18 protein-coding genes, 1 tRNA gene and 1 pseudogene are annotated in these 16,240 nt (G+C 58.3%); 11 read left to right on the forward strand and 9 right to left on the reverse strand.

From position 1 onward, the window contains the following. Positions 1-302: 302 nt before the first annotated feature. From NTD88_RS03725 to NTD88_RS03750, 5 genes are all read left to right on the forward strand, one after another. Positions 303-1,070: an autoinducer binding domain-containing protein gene (locus tag NTD88_RS03725; protein WP_262153791.1), complete on the forward strand. Its 768-nt coding sequence runs from the start codon at positions 303-305 to the stop codon at positions 1,068-1,070. A gap of 1,723 nt (positions 1,071-2,793) precedes the next feature. Continuing rightward, entirely contained in the window at positions 2,794-3,447 is a 654-nt protein-coding gene (locus NTD88_RS29070) for a methyl-accepting chemotaxis protein (protein WP_410017086.1), read from the forward strand. Positions 3,448-3,637: 190 nt separating this feature from the next. After that, a tRNA-Cys gene (locus NTD88_RS03735) sits at positions 3,638-3,711 on the forward strand. Positions 3,712-4,778: 1,067 nt separating this feature from the next. Then, entirely contained in the window at positions 4,779-5,225 is a 447-nt protein-coding gene (locus tag NTD88_RS03745; RefSeq protein ID WP_262153789.1) for a hypothetical protein, read from the forward strand. A 131-nt stretch (positions 5,226-5,356) separates the two neighbouring features. After that, the gene (locus NTD88_RS03750) at positions 5,357-5,800 is read left to right on the forward strand and encodes a GNAT family N-acetyltransferase (protein ID WP_262153788.1); all 444 of its coding nucleotides are present in this window, start codon (positions 5,357-5,359) and stop codon (positions 5,798-5,800) included. 99 nt (positions 5,801-5,899) lie between these two features. On the opposite strand, the gene NTD88_RS03755 is transcribed toward NTD88_RS03750, so the two are convergent. The 3 genes and pseudogenes from NTD88_RS03755 to NTD88_RS03765 form a co-directional block, all read right to left on the reverse strand. Continuing rightward, positions 5,900-6,355 (reverse strand): GNAT family N-acetyltransferase, encoded by a 456-nt coding sequence (locus tag NTD88_RS03755; protein ID WP_262153787.1) that lies wholly within the window; start codon positions 6,353-6,355, stop codon positions 5,900-5,902. An 83-nt stretch (positions 6,356-6,438) separates the two neighbouring features. Beyond that, positions 6,439-6,981 carry a hypothetical protein gene (locus tag NTD88_RS03760; protein WP_262130464.1) on the reverse strand — a complete coding sequence of 181 codons (543 nt, stop codon included), beginning with the start codon at positions 6,979-6,981 and terminating at the stop codon, positions 6,439-6,441. A gap of 95 nt (positions 6,982-7,076) precedes the next feature. Then, a pseudogene (locus NTD88_RS03765) lies at positions 7,077-7,317 on the reverse strand (helix-hairpin-helix domain-containing protein). 158 nt (positions 7,318-7,475) lie between these two features. Between NTD88_RS03765 and NTD88_RS03770 the strand changes: the two are divergent. The 5 genes from NTD88_RS03770 (at position 7,476) to pseH (ending at position 10,043) form a co-directional block, all read left to right on the forward strand. Beyond that, positions 7,476-7,772, forward strand: coding sequence for a hypothetical protein (locus NTD88_RS03770; protein WP_262153786.1), 297 nt, complete (start codon positions 7,476-7,478; stop codon positions 7,770-7,772). Between the two features lie 34 nt (positions 7,773-7,806). Beyond that, positions 7,807-8,220, forward strand: coding sequence for a hypothetical protein (locus NTD88_RS03775; protein WP_262153784.1), 414 nt, complete (start codon positions 7,807-7,809; stop codon positions 8,218-8,220). Positions 8,221-8,266: 46 nt separating this feature from the next. Beyond that, a complete protein-coding gene (locus tag NTD88_RS03780) occupies positions 8,267-9,016 on the forward strand; it encodes a hypothetical protein (protein ID WP_095153811.1) in 750 nt (249 codons plus the stop codon). Positions 9,017-9,291: 275 nt separating this feature from the next. Then, on the forward strand, positions 9,292-9,471 hold the full coding sequence (locus NTD88_RS03785) for a hypothetical protein (protein ID WP_262153783.1): 180 nt from the start codon (positions 9,292-9,294) through the stop codon (positions 9,469-9,471). A gap of 23 nt (positions 9,472-9,494) precedes the next feature. Further along, on the forward strand, positions 9,495-10,043 hold the full coding sequence (gene pseH / locus NTD88_RS03790; protein ID WP_262153782.1) for a UDP-4-amino-4,6-dideoxy-N-acetyl-beta-L-altrosamine N-acetyltransferase: 549 nt from the start codon (positions 9,495-9,497) through the stop codon (positions 10,041-10,043). Between the two features lie 133 nt (positions 10,044-10,176). On the opposite strand, the gene NTD88_RS03795 is transcribed toward pseH, so the two are convergent. The 3 genes from NTD88_RS03795 to NTD88_RS03805 all read right to left on the reverse strand — a co-directional run bounded on the left by NTD88_RS03795 (position 10,177) and on the right by NTD88_RS03805 (position 11,668). Then, entirely contained in the window at positions 10,177-10,473 is a 297-nt protein-coding gene (locus tag NTD88_RS03795; RefSeq protein ID WP_262153781.1) for a DUF3077 domain-containing protein, read from the reverse strand. A 391-nt stretch (positions 10,474-10,864) separates the two neighbouring features. Further along, positions 10,865-11,263 carry a hypothetical protein gene (locus NTD88_RS03800; RefSeq protein ID WP_095153806.1) on the reverse strand — a complete coding sequence of 133 codons (399 nt, stop codon included), beginning with the start codon at positions 11,261-11,263 and terminating at the stop codon, positions 10,865-10,867. A 99-nt stretch (positions 11,264-11,362) separates the two neighbouring features. Beyond that, positions 11,363-11,668 carry a hypothetical protein gene (locus NTD88_RS03805; RefSeq protein WP_262153780.1) on the reverse strand — a complete coding sequence of 102 codons (306 nt, stop codon included), beginning with the start codon at positions 11,666-11,668 and terminating at the stop codon, positions 11,363-11,365. A gap of 54 nt (positions 11,669-11,722) precedes the next feature. On the opposite strand from NTD88_RS03805, the gene NTD88_RS03810 reads away from it, so the two are divergent. Then, positions 11,723-12,496 (forward strand): ABC transporter ATP-binding protein, encoded by a 774-nt coding sequence (locus tag NTD88_RS03810; RefSeq protein WP_095153805.1) that lies wholly within the window; start codon positions 11,723-11,725, stop codon positions 12,494-12,496. A 105-nt stretch (positions 12,497-12,601) separates the two neighbouring features. Here the strand turns inward: NTD88_RS03810 and NTD88_RS03815 are convergent, their stop codons facing one another. The 3 genes from NTD88_RS03815 to NTD88_RS03825 all read right to left on the reverse strand — a co-directional run bounded on the left by NTD88_RS03815 (position 12,602) and on the right by NTD88_RS03825 (position 15,904). Continuing rightward, positions 12,602-12,775 carry a hypothetical protein gene (locus NTD88_RS03815; protein WP_177431551.1) on the reverse strand — a complete coding sequence of 58 codons (174 nt, stop codon included), beginning with the start codon at positions 12,773-12,775 and terminating at the stop codon, positions 12,602-12,604. Between the two features lie 62 nt (positions 12,776-12,837). Then, positions 12,838-14,976 carry a PQQ-dependent dehydrogenase, methanol/ethanol family gene (locus tag NTD88_RS03820; protein WP_262153779.1) on the reverse strand — a complete coding sequence of 713 codons (2,139 nt, stop codon included), beginning with the start codon at positions 14,974-14,976 and terminating at the stop codon, positions 12,838-12,840. Between the two features lie 70 nt (positions 14,977-15,046). Continuing rightward, on the reverse strand, positions 15,047-15,904 hold the full coding sequence (locus tag NTD88_RS03825; protein ID WP_262153778.1) for a transporter: 858 nt from the start codon (positions 15,902-15,904) through the stop codon (positions 15,047-15,049). Between the last annotated feature and the right edge of the window lie 336 nt (positions 15,905-16,240).

A 16,240-nucleotide genomic window follows, 5' to 3' on the forward strand; every position in this document is an offset into this window, starting at 1 on the left:
TTTTTTTTCTTTTTTAAGGGGGGGGGGGGGGGGGGCCCCCCGGGGGGGGGGGCCCCCCCCGAGGCTTTACAGCGTGCATGAAAAAAAGTTCCCTCGTGAAACACTTGCGCCGGCGCCGGCTGGCGCTTGGCGAACCCCCATTCCAGAGCCCTTCGTTCACCTGGGTATGCTTTGGATATATCACCAATATCCGGTTGTGACCTGGCCTCCCCGCAACTAGCCTCACAGCTCGTCACCCATACTTTTAACACCCGCAGCGCATCTGGGAGGGAGCCCGGCGCTCATCAAGGGGTTTTGCCATCATGCCGTTCAGTACCGACGCATTGAATGTCCTGGTACGAGAAATCTCCCCCACGCTGCGCTTCGCAACACTCCACCAATTGGTGCAGCAGTTGGGCTTCGACTTTTTCGGCTTCACCTGCTGGACCAGCTTCGACCACCGCCCGTTGCTCTTCAGTACCTTTCCGGTGGGCTGGATCCAGAACTACAAGCGCAGGCAATACATCGACACCGATCCGCGGATCGAGCATTGTCGACGCTCGATCATGCCGATCTTCTGGACCGAGGAGTTCTTTCGCCCGGTGTCCGGCATGTGGGAGGACGCCCAGGCGTTCGGCCTGTGCAACGGCTGGTCGCAGGGGGCTCATTCGGAAGGGGTGTTCAGCATCCTCGACGTAGCCCGTGAAAAGGGCAGCATCTCCGATGAGGAGTGGTACGAGAAGGCTGGACAGGTCTTGCTGCTGTGCAACCTGATCCACATGAACCAGGCCGAGGAACTCAAGCGCAAGATCGGCACCCTGCACTTGAGCGAACGCGAGATTGAAGTGCTGCGCTGGTCCGCCACCGGCAAGACGGCCGAGGAAGTGGCCGACATCCTCAATCTGTCGGAGTCGACGGTGAATTTCCATGCGCGCAACACCATCGTCAAGCTCGGCGTGCAGAACAAAGTGGCGGCCATCGCCCGTGCCGCCCGATTGGGTTTGTTCATGACCCGGGAAACCCACCCGAGCGCGGAAGTGACCGACTACGGACGCCGGGCAACGGACTGGCCGCTGGCTGCCGGAGCTTGAGCCAGAGCCTTTTATTGCACCTTTATGACGACTGGCGATAACCATATGCCCCGGTTTGGGGCATTTGTTTTAAGTCTGCTCAAGAGTCACTCTCATCTACGAGCGCTGCGATAGCATAAAGCCAGCCTTAAACCATTCAGTTAGTTAGCAAGCTTTCAGTTGGCCTGGTAGTTGCCTCTCAAAATCCATTGGGATGTCGTCATTGGAGAGGTCTATGTCGCTTACAAGCAACTCCATGCATTTATCAGGGGAAGAGCGCCGCTGGCTGCCGTGGTTCGGCAAGACCGGCAAACTGGCCATGGGTTGGGCTTGCCGGGTCAACCGTTCGGCCTATCCGGTCATCGAGCAGACGTTCGAAGCCATTGCTGAAACCCGGGTCAAGCTGCTCAACAGTTGGGCCCTGGAACAATGGGAACACCTGGCCGAACTGGCCCAGGGGCTGGGCGACCTGAGCGGCATCGACCCTCACGCCCTGCAGGAAAAACTGCAACAGGCCGAGGATTTTTCCGAACTGTTCGTCGTCGATCCAGCGGGCAAGCTGCTGGCTTCGACCTGGAACAGTCAGGACCGCCGCAGCGTCAACCCGGCAGCCCTTGCCGAAGGCCTGAAAGCGCCGTTCCTGCACGGGCCTTACAGCGATCCGCTGACCCAGGCCATCGGCCCGTCCTCGTCGCGCTTCCATGACGAAGTGACGCTGATGTTCTACCAGCCGGTGAAAGTGGCGGGCAAAGTGCTCGGCTGCCTCTGCGGGCGGGTGCCCAACGACGTGCTCGGCGACCTGATCCAGCGCGAGGCCGGGCATATCTTCGCCGAGTCCGGCGACAACTACCTGTTCATGGTCCAGTCGCGCTTCGACCCCAGCCTGCAGCCGGGCGTGGCGCTGTCGCGCTCGCGCTTCGAAGACGGCACCTTCAGCCATGGCGAGAACCTCAAAAGCGGGGTGCACACCGCCTGGAAGACCGTGCAGGTACAGCGCCACACCGAACTGGAACTGCGCTTCACCGATCCTGCGACCCAGCAACTGCACCCCGGCGTGCGTGAAACCATCCGCAACGGTTCGAACCTGTTCGTCACCTACCCGGGCTATTCCGACTACCGCCATATCCCGGTGGTGGGCAAGGGCGTGACCTTCCAGATGCCGGGCTCGCCGGACCGCTGGGGCATGATGTGCGAGGCCGACCTGGAAGAAGTCTATCGCCGCCGCTCGCTCAGCTACGGCCTGATGAAACCGTACCTGGCGACCATGCTCGGCCTGTTCGCCTGCAACTACCTGGTCCAGCACTACAGTGGGCTGTCGCAACACCTGATCGATCTCTGCGAGGCCGGCAGCCTGGTGGTCGCCGCCGTGATCTTCAGCACCCTGGGCCCGAAACGCCTGGCCGTGCGCATCAACGAAATGACCGGGGTCATCCGCACCATCGCCGAGGGCGAGGGCAATTTGCGCCAGCGCCTGGACACCTCGCGCATGGCCAACGACGAAACCGGCGACATGGGGCGCTGGATCAACAGCTTTATCGACCATCTGGACTCGGTGGTCGGGCAAGTGGTCAAGGCCAGCCACAGCGTTGGCACCACCAACCAGATGATGCTCGGCCGCAGCCGAGAGGCCAGCAGCACCTCGATGGAAGTGGCTGACGCCATCCACCGCATGATGGTCATCGTCGAAGAGCAACTGGGCGAGATCCAGCAGGCGTCCGCCGGTGCCGAACAAATGAAGCAGGCCATGGACGAAGTGGTTGAGCGCGCCCGCAAACAGTTCCACACCGTGCAGGAGGGCACCCAATCGATCCGCGATGTGGTCGAGCGCTCGGCGTCCAGCGTGCAACTGCTCGACAGCCGCATGGCCGAGATCGGCAAGATCAGCGGCCTGATCAGTGACATCACCAACCAGACCAACCTGCTGGCCCTCAACGCCGCCATCGAAGCGGCGCGGGCGGGGGAACATGGCCGTGGCTTCGCCGTGGTCGCCGATGAAGTCCGCAGCCTTGCCGCCCGCACCTCCAGCGCCGCCGAAGAAATCCGCCTGACCGTGGAGAGCCTGCAAGGCGAAACCCAAAAGGCCGTGGGCTTTATGGAAGATGGCGTAAAGAACGTCGACCAGAGCCTCGGCCTGGCCGAGCAAGCGTCCTCGGAAAACGTGCAACTGCACCAGGCCGTGGAAAACATGTTCAGCATCATCCAGCAGCTCAACCAGCGCAGCCTGGATTACGGACGGACCATCAAGGAAGTCGACCAGTCCTCGGTGGAAATGCACCAGACCGTCAGCGTCCTGCACGCCAGCGCCGAGACCGTGCGCCTCAACGCCAATAAACTGCAAAAACTGGTGGGCCTGTTCGAAGTCACCCGCGCCAGCAGCGGCCAGCGTGCCGCCGCCTGAAACGAACCCTTGGAGCAGGGCGGTTACGTAGGAAAAACCGCCCGCTTCCAGGACGAAAACTTTTTTAAATCAGGGGGTTGCCAGCATGGGTGAATGCACGCATAATTGCGTCCATCGAAAGCGACGAGAAATAAAATTCTCAACGTTTTCAAAGAGTTAGAGAAATCAACGATTTCCGAAACTCATCAGAGGCCGAGTAGCAAAGTGGTTATGCTCCGGATTGCAAATCCGTCTACGCCGGTTCGATTCCGACCTCGGCCTCCATATTCGAAAGCCCCGCAGATTAACGTCTGCGGGGTTTTTTCTTGTGGGCGGGAAAAGTGCGATCGTTTCCGCATTATTAGGCATCGTTTCCGCCTCAGGCGTTTATTTGGAATTGTAGGTAATGAGGCGCGAATTGCGGGCACCTTGAATCTTTCGCCTCTCAAGTAGTGCATCTATAAATAGGCCCAAACCCGGGGGCGTGGTTCATAGCACCGCGCGAGACGAACTTTACCCAGTGGCTGCTCAACGAGTTATCAGAATCACCGGTGACGGCGACCAAGGACTGATCGCACCGGCTGCATGCCAGGATTACATCCAGGCTCTAAAGCATTAATAAACCTCAGGATTTTAAAGTAGGGCCATTCCTGTACAGGACAAACGCCCTGTGCTTGCTTGATCAGAGAAACCTTACTGTCTATAGTGGCTTTCGCGCTCGACCGTCACGGTGCGTACGAGGCTTGTCCTTACTTATGGAAGATTCAAAAACATGGAGTTGTCATGAAAAAACTATTCTCAAGTGCTGCGCTTGTTTCATTTGTCATGCTTGCTTCTTCGCAAGTTATGGCGTCGCAAGACTATACGGTGCACTTCAAGAATTCGAGTAATACGACAAAGTACGTGAGGCAAATTAGCAGCCAGTGCATGTACAGTCCGAAGAGCGGTAACTATACCGTTCCGCCTCGGGGAGATGTGTCAGTCGGAATGACCGACTCAAATAACATTTTTAGCCTTTGCACGAATGGTCCAAAGGAAGTCAGCTGGGCTGTAGAAGACGATAAAGGCAACAGGTTTGGCAATTTGACTTTTAGGCATATAAAGGACGGTGGCACGTGGTATACGAAAGTTGTCCCTTCTCTTGGGTTGTCCGCGACTATCACTTGCAATAATGGAGGCTGTTCAACGTCTGGCACTCCTGGTATGCCTGGTGAGCCTTCCCCTATTGTTGTTACGTTTAACTAATAATCTTTCGCTCTGTCCCTGGACATGTTCAAGTGTCTGGGGGTGGTTCTGGTTTTATCTGGAATCATCTTGTTGAGTCTAGCAGGTGGGCATCTTGGTTTTGCGTGTTGCCCACAGCAACTTCAATACGGACGGAAAAGGCGGAAAAGCAGGCGGAAAAGAAGGTGCTCAGCGCTTTTTCCAGCAGTCCAGCGCTGAGCAGTAAACGAACTGCCTCGGATATTTGGGTCGCCGCATCTACGGGATTTGCTTCGTATGCTGGATTCCCGTACATCCTGGCGATACGCACAGTTATCGAAACGCCAACATTCCAGAAAAGTGCCTCCAGACTGTGGTCTGACGACGAGCGCGTTGCATTCATTGACTCGATTGCACTCAACCCGCTGGCTGGCGATGTGATACCCGGTGCAGAGGGCGCTGTTGGAGTGGCACTCATCGCAGCATGGTTCTGCGCGCTGCAACGTTGGCCTGACGTGAACCTGAGTCCTGTTGGATTTGTCGGATTCTTTCTGGCATGGCCTTACTTGATAGCTCCGCCCAAGAAGAAGCAGTGACGTACTGACGGTGGGATATATGCTTGGTCATCCATTATTCCGGCGTTACTGCCGCACAAGTGACGCCTCCTTTGGGGACAGACTTGCACGGATACTTTTTATTGTGTTGACGGAGAACAAAGGAGTACGTCATGGAAAAAACAATCAGGCTCGCCGACCTGTCCGATATCGATGCCATTTTTGATATTCGGACGAGTGTTCAGGAAAATCATCTATCCCATGATCAGTTAGCTGAAATGGGTATTACTCCCGAAGCTATCCAGCAGGCAATTTTAGAGACCCCGTGCGCGTGGGTCGCTGAGGTCGATGGTGTCCCAGTAGGTTTCTCCATGGCTGATATCGAGGATGGCTGCGTGTTTGCCGCTTTCGTCCTCCCTGAGTTCGAGGGGCGCGGATTGGGGCGCAGTTTGATGGATAGAGCAGAGACTTTCCTGTTTCAACACCACCAGACGATATGGCTGGAAACCGCTGAAGCCAGTCGTGCGAGTGGTTTTTATAGAAAGCTCGGCTGGAAGCCCGTGCAGCATTTACCCGAAGGTGATATTCGCTTCGAAAAGTGCCTTGATCGTCACTAGGGCAGGAGAAGGGGGGCCGAATAGGCGACAAATTTAAGATGGTTGGAGCGACTGAAAAATCAATCCCTCGCCTTTTTCATCAGTCACCTTTTCCGTGGACTAATTCTGAAGCCGCTTTTCCATAACGACGGTACGCTCAGCCCCATGAAACGCGTCGCGAATTTTCTGATAACCCAACGCGGCATAAAACGCTTCGGCTGTAATCGAGGCGGGCACACGCACCGCTTTAACGCCGGCGCGGGCAGCAGTTGCATGAATGACATCCATTAAATGCCGGCCGATACCGCCTTTTTGATGCCCAGGGTCAACGAAAACACTTCTGACGACGTCGCGGTCGAGACTGGCCGTGCCGATAATATTTCCGTCCAGTAAGGCTACGAAAACCTTGCGCTTATGGAGTTGTGCGGTAATGGCTTCAGGAGTAAAGCTCTGCCCAACCTGAGCGATAACGTCAGCCGGGTAGTCCTGTGAATTTGACTCACGCAGGGCAGCAAGAACTACACGGCTAATCGCGGCTGCATCGTTGCTCGTGGCGGGACGAACGTGACATTCCATGCTGAGCCCTCAATCCTGAAGAATTAGCGCTTTCTCGCTGCTTGTATCGGCTGGAAAATTATTGGTATGCGCCGCGCCCGGCCTTATTTAGTACTGACCTGCCCCCGCGCATACATAAAAATCGAACCATGATCCGGGATCTTGCACGTAATCACCCCCGGCGCGCCCGGGACTTTTTTATCGTCCAGGGTAATGACGTTGGCGAGGTGGAAATATTGGTGGTCTTCGAGATTTTTGGCGGAGGCGGCCGAGAATGCCAAGCGGCTTAGTACGGCGGTAAACGCTTCGTAGCACTGGTCTTCTTGGCTCAGTTTCATTTCGGCCAGTTTGCGATCACTCATGACCGCCATTTCGACGAGCACCGGTTCGGCGGATGTTGACTTGGGGTCGGCTTCGACGCTGTCCATTGCGTAGCTGATTTTCATCTTGCGCGGATTGGTGTGATAGCGCTGGAACTTGGGATTCTTCAACGCATAGGCCAAGCCTTTCTCGGGGTCCAGGTAGAGCGTTACGTCGTAGGTATTCTGCACGCGCTTGCCGATCAGATCTGATGCCGCCTGGGCGCTTTGCAGGCTGGCAGTCAACATTGCTGCAGTGAGCGCGCTGGTGATGAGGGCGATTTTCATTGTTTGCTTTTCGATCCGTGGTGGCGAGTGTTAAGCGGTCGGGGATGCTTTGATGCACCCGTAGGGCGGCAAAGTAGGGACATAAGCGAACAGTGTTACGCCCCCGGTGTGTTTGATCGCGAGTTCTTTGCAAGTTCAATGGCTGCGTTAATAGCGGCCCGGGCCTGGGGGCTGTTTTTCCAGCACGTCGAGCCCACTGTTGCCGATGCTTGAGCCAGGATGTCACTCGTATTCGCTTCGCTGAGCACCGCGAGTGAGTCGATGCCGGGCGATCACGGTCGGCCCTACGCCCTTCAAGGCCAGCAACGCATTGTGTTCCGTGGGTGGAAATGGCATCCGTAAACTCCTGTTATCGGCCAATCCAAGTCAGCGGAGTTTGCCCGACGGGGGAGGGCATCTCAATGTTCCTTTCGCCATCCACACGCAACCCTGGCGTGATTCGTTGAAAACAGCTATTGCTGAAGCTTCAGCATTTGACCGATTCAGGAGTTGGCATGAAGCAATTATTACTGGGCGCTGTACTGGCTTGCGCCGCGGGGTTTGCCAATGCCGGGATCCCGCTGATTAACGCCACCTGCCCGGGTAACCTGGAGGTGCACGCCGACGAAGGCGGCCCGGTTTATATCAACGGTAAAGAGGCCAAGCTGAAGAAGTTCAGCGATAGCTACTTTGAGGCAAAAGGCGGCGGGGTGACTGTTTCGCTCATGATCAAGCCAGACGGCTCGCCTGATCTGTCCTATACCGGTAAAGGCGGCGTCCACGGCGTTTGCGAGTTGGTCGAGCAGGACTGATGTCTCTATAAAAAGAAAGAAGGAGCTTTCCCTGATGATCGCGAAGCTGTTGGTCACCATTGGCGTGGTCTTTTATGCCGTGCTCGTGCCTATCCTCGAAATTAATGAAACCCATGTTTTCAATCAGGCGTGGGCGCCCCATGCGCGATTGCATGAGACCTGGCAGTTGTTCACGAATACGGCAATTGGCGTTTACAGCGTCTGGCTCGTCTGGATCAGGGGCGACCTCAAACTGGCGAGCCTTCTTACCTTGTTCGTTACTGGCGGGTTCTTGATGGCCTATTGGCTGAGGGACGGTTACGGCGGGTCGATGGTGCTTACCGACGGTTCGGAGAAGATGATTCTGGGCATCAATCTCGGGCTCTTTGCGTATACGCTGGCGATCGTGCTGGCGGGCATTGCTATTGCAATGGAACGAAGGCATCGCGGTGTACAGTCGGACGCCTGAGTTAGTTGATCAGCGCACATGATGACAATGGACTGAGGAACGTTTCATGGCTGAAGAAGACGCGCAGTACTCGAAAAAAGTATATGACGGCCTCCTGCAGAATCCGCTGTCGGTTCTCAAGCAGGCCAGTATCGAAGTCAACAGCCTTGATCCTGCCAGCAGCCCCATGGCCCGCACACTGGCGTTTGCCGCCGCTGGCACAAACATCGTCATCGATAAGTCGCCGATGATCGCCAGCGGCATGTTGAAGATCGAAATAGACGGCGCAATCGAGCGTCCAATGATTGTTTCGCCAATGCGTGGTCATGGATTACCGGTCGGGAACGGTGTGGGCGATCGCCACCAGGCTGCCGAAGTGTTTGATGCGACGGTGGGAGAGGAACAACTCTGGGTTACCGAGTTGCAGACGGGATGTACCACCCTGATGCTGGACTGGGGGAGCAGCCGGTATTCGTTGGTCCATCTTCAGCCAAGTGAGGACGCGCAATTCAATCGTGCAAGCCAGGCGATCATGTGGGTGGGCAACAAGACGACGTATGCCTACAAGAACACCTGGCTCAAACAGGAAATGACCACGGTCGTGAACAACACAACGACGACCAAGAGCACGCCGCAGCGATACATCATGGTGCAGTCGATGTTTGAGTCCTCGCGCAAACATTCGACGCAAGTCATCGGTATTCGCCGGAAAACCGAGTTCGATTTCTACCGGCAGCGGCGGGTAGATAATAAAAACGTGGTGGAGAAGCTGACCTGGAGTACATGGCGCTCGTACCTGCCTTATTTCTCTTACTGAACGTTATTCCCCTCGCGTGATGGGTGGCCTGTAGAATCGCGAGATATTTGAGACGTGAATTCAGGAGTCAGGGTGAGAGGCATAGAAAAATTCGTATCACTGCGGTTCGGTCTCACGATCGTATTTATTGTGTTGGGCGCTTCCCTTCATAGCGCGGGCAAGGTCGGTTTCTGGGGGATGTTCGCCGTCATGATGCTGCCGAATATCGCCTTTGCACTGCTCCGGTTCAGAAAGTCCCCGGCGAGCACATCGAGAGATTTACAGGAGTAATCGATATGGCCAGCAACACCCGAAACCCGTTCAGCTTTGCCGGCGTACCGCTGATTGCAATCGGCGCCGCGTTCGCGGCCGTTGGTGCGTCAGGCCAACCGGCATTTGGTTATACCGCTGTGGGGCTGCTGATTCCGGGCGCGGTCTTGCTGATTGTTGGCGCATGGCGAAATCGCAGGCAGTAGAAGTCGGGGAGCAACGGATAACCATGCAATTCATCAATATCCTGCACTCAGACGCCACTGTTCAGCAGCAAGTCCGGGCGTTGCGCAATCATCGTGATGTCCGGCGGTTCATGTACAGCGCTCACGAGATCTCTGAAGAAGAGCATTTGAACTGGCTGAGCACGCTGGTGGGAAGTACGAGGCAAACCGTGTTCGTCGTATTGCGTGATGACACGCTGGCCGGAGTCGTTTCGCTGAATGCGATCAGTACCGCTCACCGCACGGCGGATTGGGCGTTTTATCTCGATCCTGAACTGCAGGGCAAAGGCCTGGGAAGTGTTGTCGAGTTCTGGATGCTGGACCATGCATTCAATGCCGCCGGTCTTGAGAAACTCAATTGCGAGGTGCTTGAAAGCAATGCCGCCGTTGTGAAGATGCACCAGAAGTTCGGATTTACGGTTGAAGGTGTTCGGCGGCAGAACATCGAGAAGGATGGCGAGCGTATTGATGTGGTGTTGTTGGGGATTACCAGGGATGAGTGGCGGGTGCAGCGTCCGGCGATGTTGAGCCTTATCGAGCGGGTATCAAGGTAATAAGCCTTGTCTCGCTCAGCAAAGAGCCGCCAGGTAGTCTGATGCCCCTGTTGGTGCCCTTCGCGAGCAAGCTCGCTCCTACAGTGTAGGAGCGAGCTTGCTCGCGAACGGCTGCAAAGCAGCCCCAATAGGGTTAACCGGCGGCCTGCTTTTTCGCAACGTTTTCCAATAGCGCCTCAGACAGCGCCTGGCAGATTTCCAGTGACTGGTAAGTGCTCCAGGCGACGTCTGCCACGGGCCGGGAAAGCATCTCGCACAGTTGCGCATTGGTTTCGAATGCCGCGGTGAGTGCCGCTGACAGGTGGGCCAGCGCGTCCTGGATATCGACGTCTGCACGCACGGCAAACAGCGGGGCATGCGCGCCGTTGCATGACCCGAAGTGACCGAGGAAGGGCGTCGGAATGGGTGGATCTGGAACAATCTTTTTCATTTGAGGCTCCTGAATCGGTGGAGCCGCCACTTGCGTGACCAAACGATGGGTGGCGACTGTACGCAGGTTGGTCAACCGAGGATCCAGGAACCCGGCGCGCCCGAGGGCGCCCCGCGCACAGCCGCCATAACTCAAAACAGCGGCCGCAAAAAAGCGCCCGCAGAATCGGATGGGCGCTTGTGCGCTCTGGATCTATCAGGTGACCAAACCTGATCGCTGAATTGGCAGCGACCAGCGCAGACTAGGCACCGATTCCCATGAGCGCAACCGCTGAGAAGGCGCGAAAGTATGATTGGGAAACTGCCTACACGAAAGTCGGACGTGGACTAATTTTCGTTGCGTTATGCAACACCTGGCAGTCCGAAATTTCCCATTACGCGCCACACAAGGATCAGGGTTCGTCACCACCCGCATCATTCTGCTGATTAGCAAACTTGCGAATGTCCGGGGTGAAGGTTGTCACCATTCCGGTTTTACTGCAGGTGAGGGTGACCTCTGCTTCCAGGTCCAGATCAAGGTCTTCGCCGCGCAAGCCTTGCCATTGGGCCAGATAGCGCAATGAACCGAACTTTTCGCGCTTCTTCAGTTGCTTGGCCACGCCTCCTTTCCAGTTCAGCGGCGGTAGCTCGCCGGCCTTCGCTGACGCCGCCAGGGCCGGTTTTTGAAGCGCAAGTTTGCGGCCGATCTCCCAGGTCTTGATGACGCCACGGTCGGCGCCTTGCCAAATTTCGCTCCAATCAAGCCCCGTACGCTCGGGTTCTGTGTAACGGCGGTGAACTGTTCGACTCATGTCTGCCTGCTCGTCCTGAGTGCTGTGAGAAATAACGTGAGTATCCGCGTTCTGGTAGTGTCTCATTGGTGATGGCTATGCGCCATATTGCGGCCATGTTCATCCGACGGCCTGTCGGCGCATCTTTTCTGTCGCATTGTTTGCGAAGCTCAGGTATTTAGCTTGCGCTGGCACAAGGTCAGTTAAAGGAGAGTCAACATGAGCAAAGGCGGGAAGTTCATCGGAGTTGCGGTTGTAGTTAACGTCCTGTTGTGGGGCGTTGTTATCGCCAACCTGAAAATTGATAAAGCGTGCAGCACGGTCGATCAGACTTGCGAAACAGTCCGGTATTCCCTGATGGGCGCAACGCTCTGGGAAGCGCCAGGCAAGTAAGGCGGCGAGCCGTGCGGTCGAAAAATGCTGCATTATTCTGCCCCAACGCATCCTCTTTCTTTATCGCTCAGCGCTGACGAGTATCCCATGATCGACATCCATAACGTGACCGCCTACCAGCAGCAGACCCGCGTGCTGGACGGTTTTTCCCTGCATATCGGCGCCGGCGAGAAAGTCGCGATCCTCGGCCCCAACGGGGCCGGCAAGAGCACTTTGCTCAAGCTGATCACCCGCGAGTTGTACCCGGTGGAGCGCGAAGGCAGCCACTTGAAGTTGTTCGGCAGCGACACCGTCAACCTGTGGGCACTGCGCAGCCGCCTCGGGTTTGTGTCCCAGGATTTGCAGGAAGACTACACGCCGTCCACCCAGGCGCTGGATGTGGTGGTTTCGGGGTTCTTCGGCGCCATCGGCGCCCACGGGCATTTGCAGCCGAGTGCCGAGCAGATCGAACAGGCGCGGGCGTTGCTCGCGGTGGTGGAGATGTCCGGGCATGAGCAGACCATGTTCCAGCGTTTGTCCACCGGGCAGAAGCGCCGTCTGCTGCTGGCGCGGGCGTTGGTTCATCAGCCCGCCGCGTTGATTCTCGACGAGCCGGCCAACGGCCTGGACATGGGCGCGAGCTTGGGCATGCTCAAGCTGATGCGCAATTTCTGCGGTGCGGACCACGCGATGATCATCACCACCCACCATATCGACGAGATCATCCCGGAGATCGAGCGGGTGGTGCTGCTTCAGCAGGGCCGCATCGTCGCCGATGGCCCCAAGGCCGAGGTGCTGACCAGCGCCGCGCTGTCCGACCTGTATCAGACCGAACTGCGCATCAGCGAAGAAGACGGTTGGTATCGTTGCTGGCACGCGTGAGGCGTTTCGCGAGCAAGCTCGTTCCTACAGGGGAAGGGGGTAACGCGGCTGTAGGAGCGAGCTTGTCGGGGCGCCGAACCGTCGCGATAGCCCACCCACATCGATTCACGCGCGCATCCCATGAACCCGGTTGGCGCTGGACTTCTTGCTGACAATGCACGTCCAGCGGTGATCTTCGCGGTAGGGCGCGCGGGTGAAGTCGATGTCGCAGATTCGGTTCATCCCGCATTTCTTCAGGGCTTCGGTCAGTTGTACGAGTGTCTCTGCTTCGATAGTCATCGCTGTTACCTCGTCAGATTGACTGCGTTCATAGGTCTGGACCGAGGCCCCTCTCGGCGAATTCAATCTTTTTGAGATTTATCCGGGGAACGGGGCCGCGCAGCGACCTCGGCGGCGGTCTGCTGTTTCTGGTAGTCGAGGTATTCGCGGTTCATGACGTAGGCCTTGATCTTCTCGACGTCGTCGGCACTGAGGCTGTCGCCGAAGGCCGGCATGCCGAGCGGGCGCAGGACGCCTTCGCGGACGATCTGCTGGAACATGGCGCGGCGGCTTTCGTCGGTCTTGCGCAGATCGGGGATCAGGCCGCCGCTCTGCGCGCCAACGCCGTGGCACACCGAGCAGTAGGCGCCATAGAGCTGTTTGCCGGTGCTCAGGTCGGCGGCGCTGGCGTGGACCGCCTCGGGCACGCGGGCGGCGGCGACGGCCGGTTTTTCCGGCAACGCCGGCAGCGAGGCCTTGCCGCCGAGCTTGAACACCAGCAGGCGACTGATGTTGCCGACCCCCGGCGCCTTGGCCGCGTCACCGCCGATCAGCGGGGCGACACCGCCCCAGCCGGCCATGATCGCCACGTATTGCTCGCCCTGGAAGCTGTAGGTGATGGGCGCGGCGACCAGGCCGGTCTGGGCGTCGAACGACCACAGTTGCTGGCCCTTGTCCGCCGAGTAGGCGATCAGGTTGCCGGCGGCGGTGCCCTGGAACACCAGGTTGCCGGCGGTGGTCAGGGTGCCGCCGTTCCAGTAGTGCGGGTAGGGCACGCGCCAGGCTTCTTTCTGTTTGACCGGGTCCCAGGCGAGCAACGCGCCGGACACCACCTCGCGTGGCACTTCCTCGCCGTCGGAGAAGCCGGCGCCGGTGTTGAAGGCCTTGCGTCTGACGAATTCCTTCGATTCGTTGCGGTAGACGCCGGGAATTTCCTGATAGGGGATATAGACCAGTCCGGTGTCAGGGTTGTAGGACATGGAGTGCCAGTTGTGCGCGCCGAACGGGCTCGGCCACATCACGATGGGCTTGTCTTCGTAGCGCACGCCGGGGGCTTCGACGGGGCGACCGGTTTTCAGGTCGACCTTCTCGGCCCAGGTGACCTTGCCGAATTTCTCTGCGGAGAGCAGCTCGCCGGTCTTGCGGTCGAGAATGTAGAAGAAGCCGTTTTTCGGCGCCTGCATGATGACTTTGCGCGGCTTGCCGTCGAGTTCCAGGGTCGCCAGGCTCAGTTGCTGGGTGGCGGTGAAATCCCAGCTATCGCCGGGGGTGACCTGGTAGTGCCAGGCCAGTTTGCCGGTGTCCGGGTGCACGGCGAGGATCGACGACAGGTACAGGTTGTCGCCGCCGCCGGGGCTGCGGATCTCGCGGTTCCACGGCGAACCGTTGCCGGTGCCGACGTAGAGCAGGTCCAGCTCCGGGTCGTAGGCCATGCCGTCCCACACCGTGCCGCCACCGCCGCCTTTCCAGTATTGATCGCCTTTCCAGGTCTTGGCCGCGTCGATCAGCTCGGGGTGTTCGTAGGGCTGGTTGGGGTCGCCCGGCACGGTGTAGAAGCGCCAGGCCATCTTGCCGGTCTCGGCGTCATAGGCCGAGAAGTAGCCGCGCACGCCATATTCGGCGCCGCCGTTGCCGATGATGACCTTGCCCTTCACCACGCGCGGGGCGCCGGTGATGGTGTACGGCTTGCTGTTGTCGGTGGTTTGCTGGCTCCAGAGTTGCTTGCCGGTCTTGGCGTCGACGGCGATCAGGCGGCCGTCGAGGGTGCCGATGTAGACCTTGCCGTTCCACAGGGCGACGCCGCGGTTGACCGCGTCGCAACAGGCGTCGCGGGCCTTGCCGCGGTCGAGTTCGGGGTCGAAGGTCCAGAGCACTTTGCCGGTGGCGACATCCACGGCAATGGCGCGGCTCCAGGACAGCGAGGCGTAGAGCACGCCGTCGTGGAACAGCGGCGTGGCTTCGAGGCCGCGATGGTTGTCCAGGTCGATGGACCAGGCCAGGCCGAGGTCCTTGACGTTCTGTTCGGTGAGCTGTTTCAGCGGGCTGTAGCGAGTTTCGTCATAGGTGCGGCCGTGGCTCAGCCACTCGTTGCCATCGGTGTTGCTGGCGACGATGGCCGCCTGGTTGACGGGGGCCGAGACGGCGATGGGGCCCATCAGGCACAGCAGCACGGCGGTGGCAAGGCAGGTTCGGCGGTGACGCGAGGACTGCAAACGGTTCATGTAGGCATGACTCCTTGATTATTCGTTCTTGTGCGGAGCAATGGCCGATCCGCGACGGATCGGCGGGACATCAGAAAACCTGCAGGATGCGCAGGTTGAGGCGGTTGTCTTCCTTGAAGCCGTTTTCCACGGACATGTCCTGCCCGTAGTTGACCAGCAACTGGGTGCCCGGGGTGACGAAGTAAGAGGCGCCGACGCTGAATTTGCTGGTGTCCGGCTCGTCGTCCTGGCGCAGGCCGTCGACCTTGGTTTCGCCGCCCCAGAGCCGGGAAACGCCCAGGCGCACGTCGAAGGCATCGGTGAAGTTGTAACGCAGGAATGCCTGGCCCTGGAAAAGCTCGGACTGCTTCAGGGTGGCCTTGGCCGGGCCGTATTCGTCGTTCTTGCCGAAGAAGGTCACGTCGGCGACCAGGTCGAGGGTGAGCTTGTCGGTCAGGCCCTGGATGTAGCCGGCCTGCAGGGTGTACTTCCAGCGGTTCTCGCCGAGGTTGAGCGCGTGATCGTTGTCGTAGCTGCCGGTCGGGACATAGACATAGGGCGTAATACCGAAGTAGCGGCGCTTGGCCGGTTCGTTCACCAGCCAGACGGTGGACGCGAGGATCAGGTCGCCGATGCCGCTGTCGTCGCCCAGCGACTTGGTGTCGTCCTTGCCCCGGAGGCTGCCGAACGGCAGGAGAAACTGCGGGTCGATGATGTAGTCGCCAAGCTGCATGAAGTGCACGCCCCGCAGGATGCCCACATCCGAATCCAGCCGTGCATCCAGCGGCGCTTTGTGGCCGTCGGCGTACAGCGATTTGCGCTCTGCGTGCTGGTAGTACACCAGGCCGAGGTTGGTGCCGGCGGGCATGGCGGTGTAGTCGCCGGCGTCCACATCCACGGCCCGGGCCGAAGGTACTATTGCCGTCGCCAGGCCAAGCGCGGTAGACACTCCGACAATCCTGGCCAGTTTCCGTGTGTTGAAGACAGTGGCGAGGCGCGTATCAACGCTCTTCGTCATGACATCACCTTTATTGTTTTTGTTTATGATCGAGTGGTGTATCCCGGCCGTTGAAGCGCATGGCGGGCCGGAGACGAAGAAGGCTTGAGCAGAACCTGTGCCAGTTATTTTGAATGGATGGAAATCCATTCAAGATCAACGGTTTATAACAAGATCAATGTGCGGCTTGAGACTTTCCGAAACGCGCTTTCACCGCACTGTCTCATGATGAGGCAGTTGTCTTGAGTGAGGCTGTACCGGACTGAGACAGCCGTTTCGAGGCAATGT

The organism is Pseudomonas sp. 20P_3.2_Bac5 (assembly GCF_025466035.1).
GTDB lineage: Bacteria > Pseudomonadota > Gammaproteobacteria > Pseudomonadales > Pseudomonadaceae > Aquipseudomonas.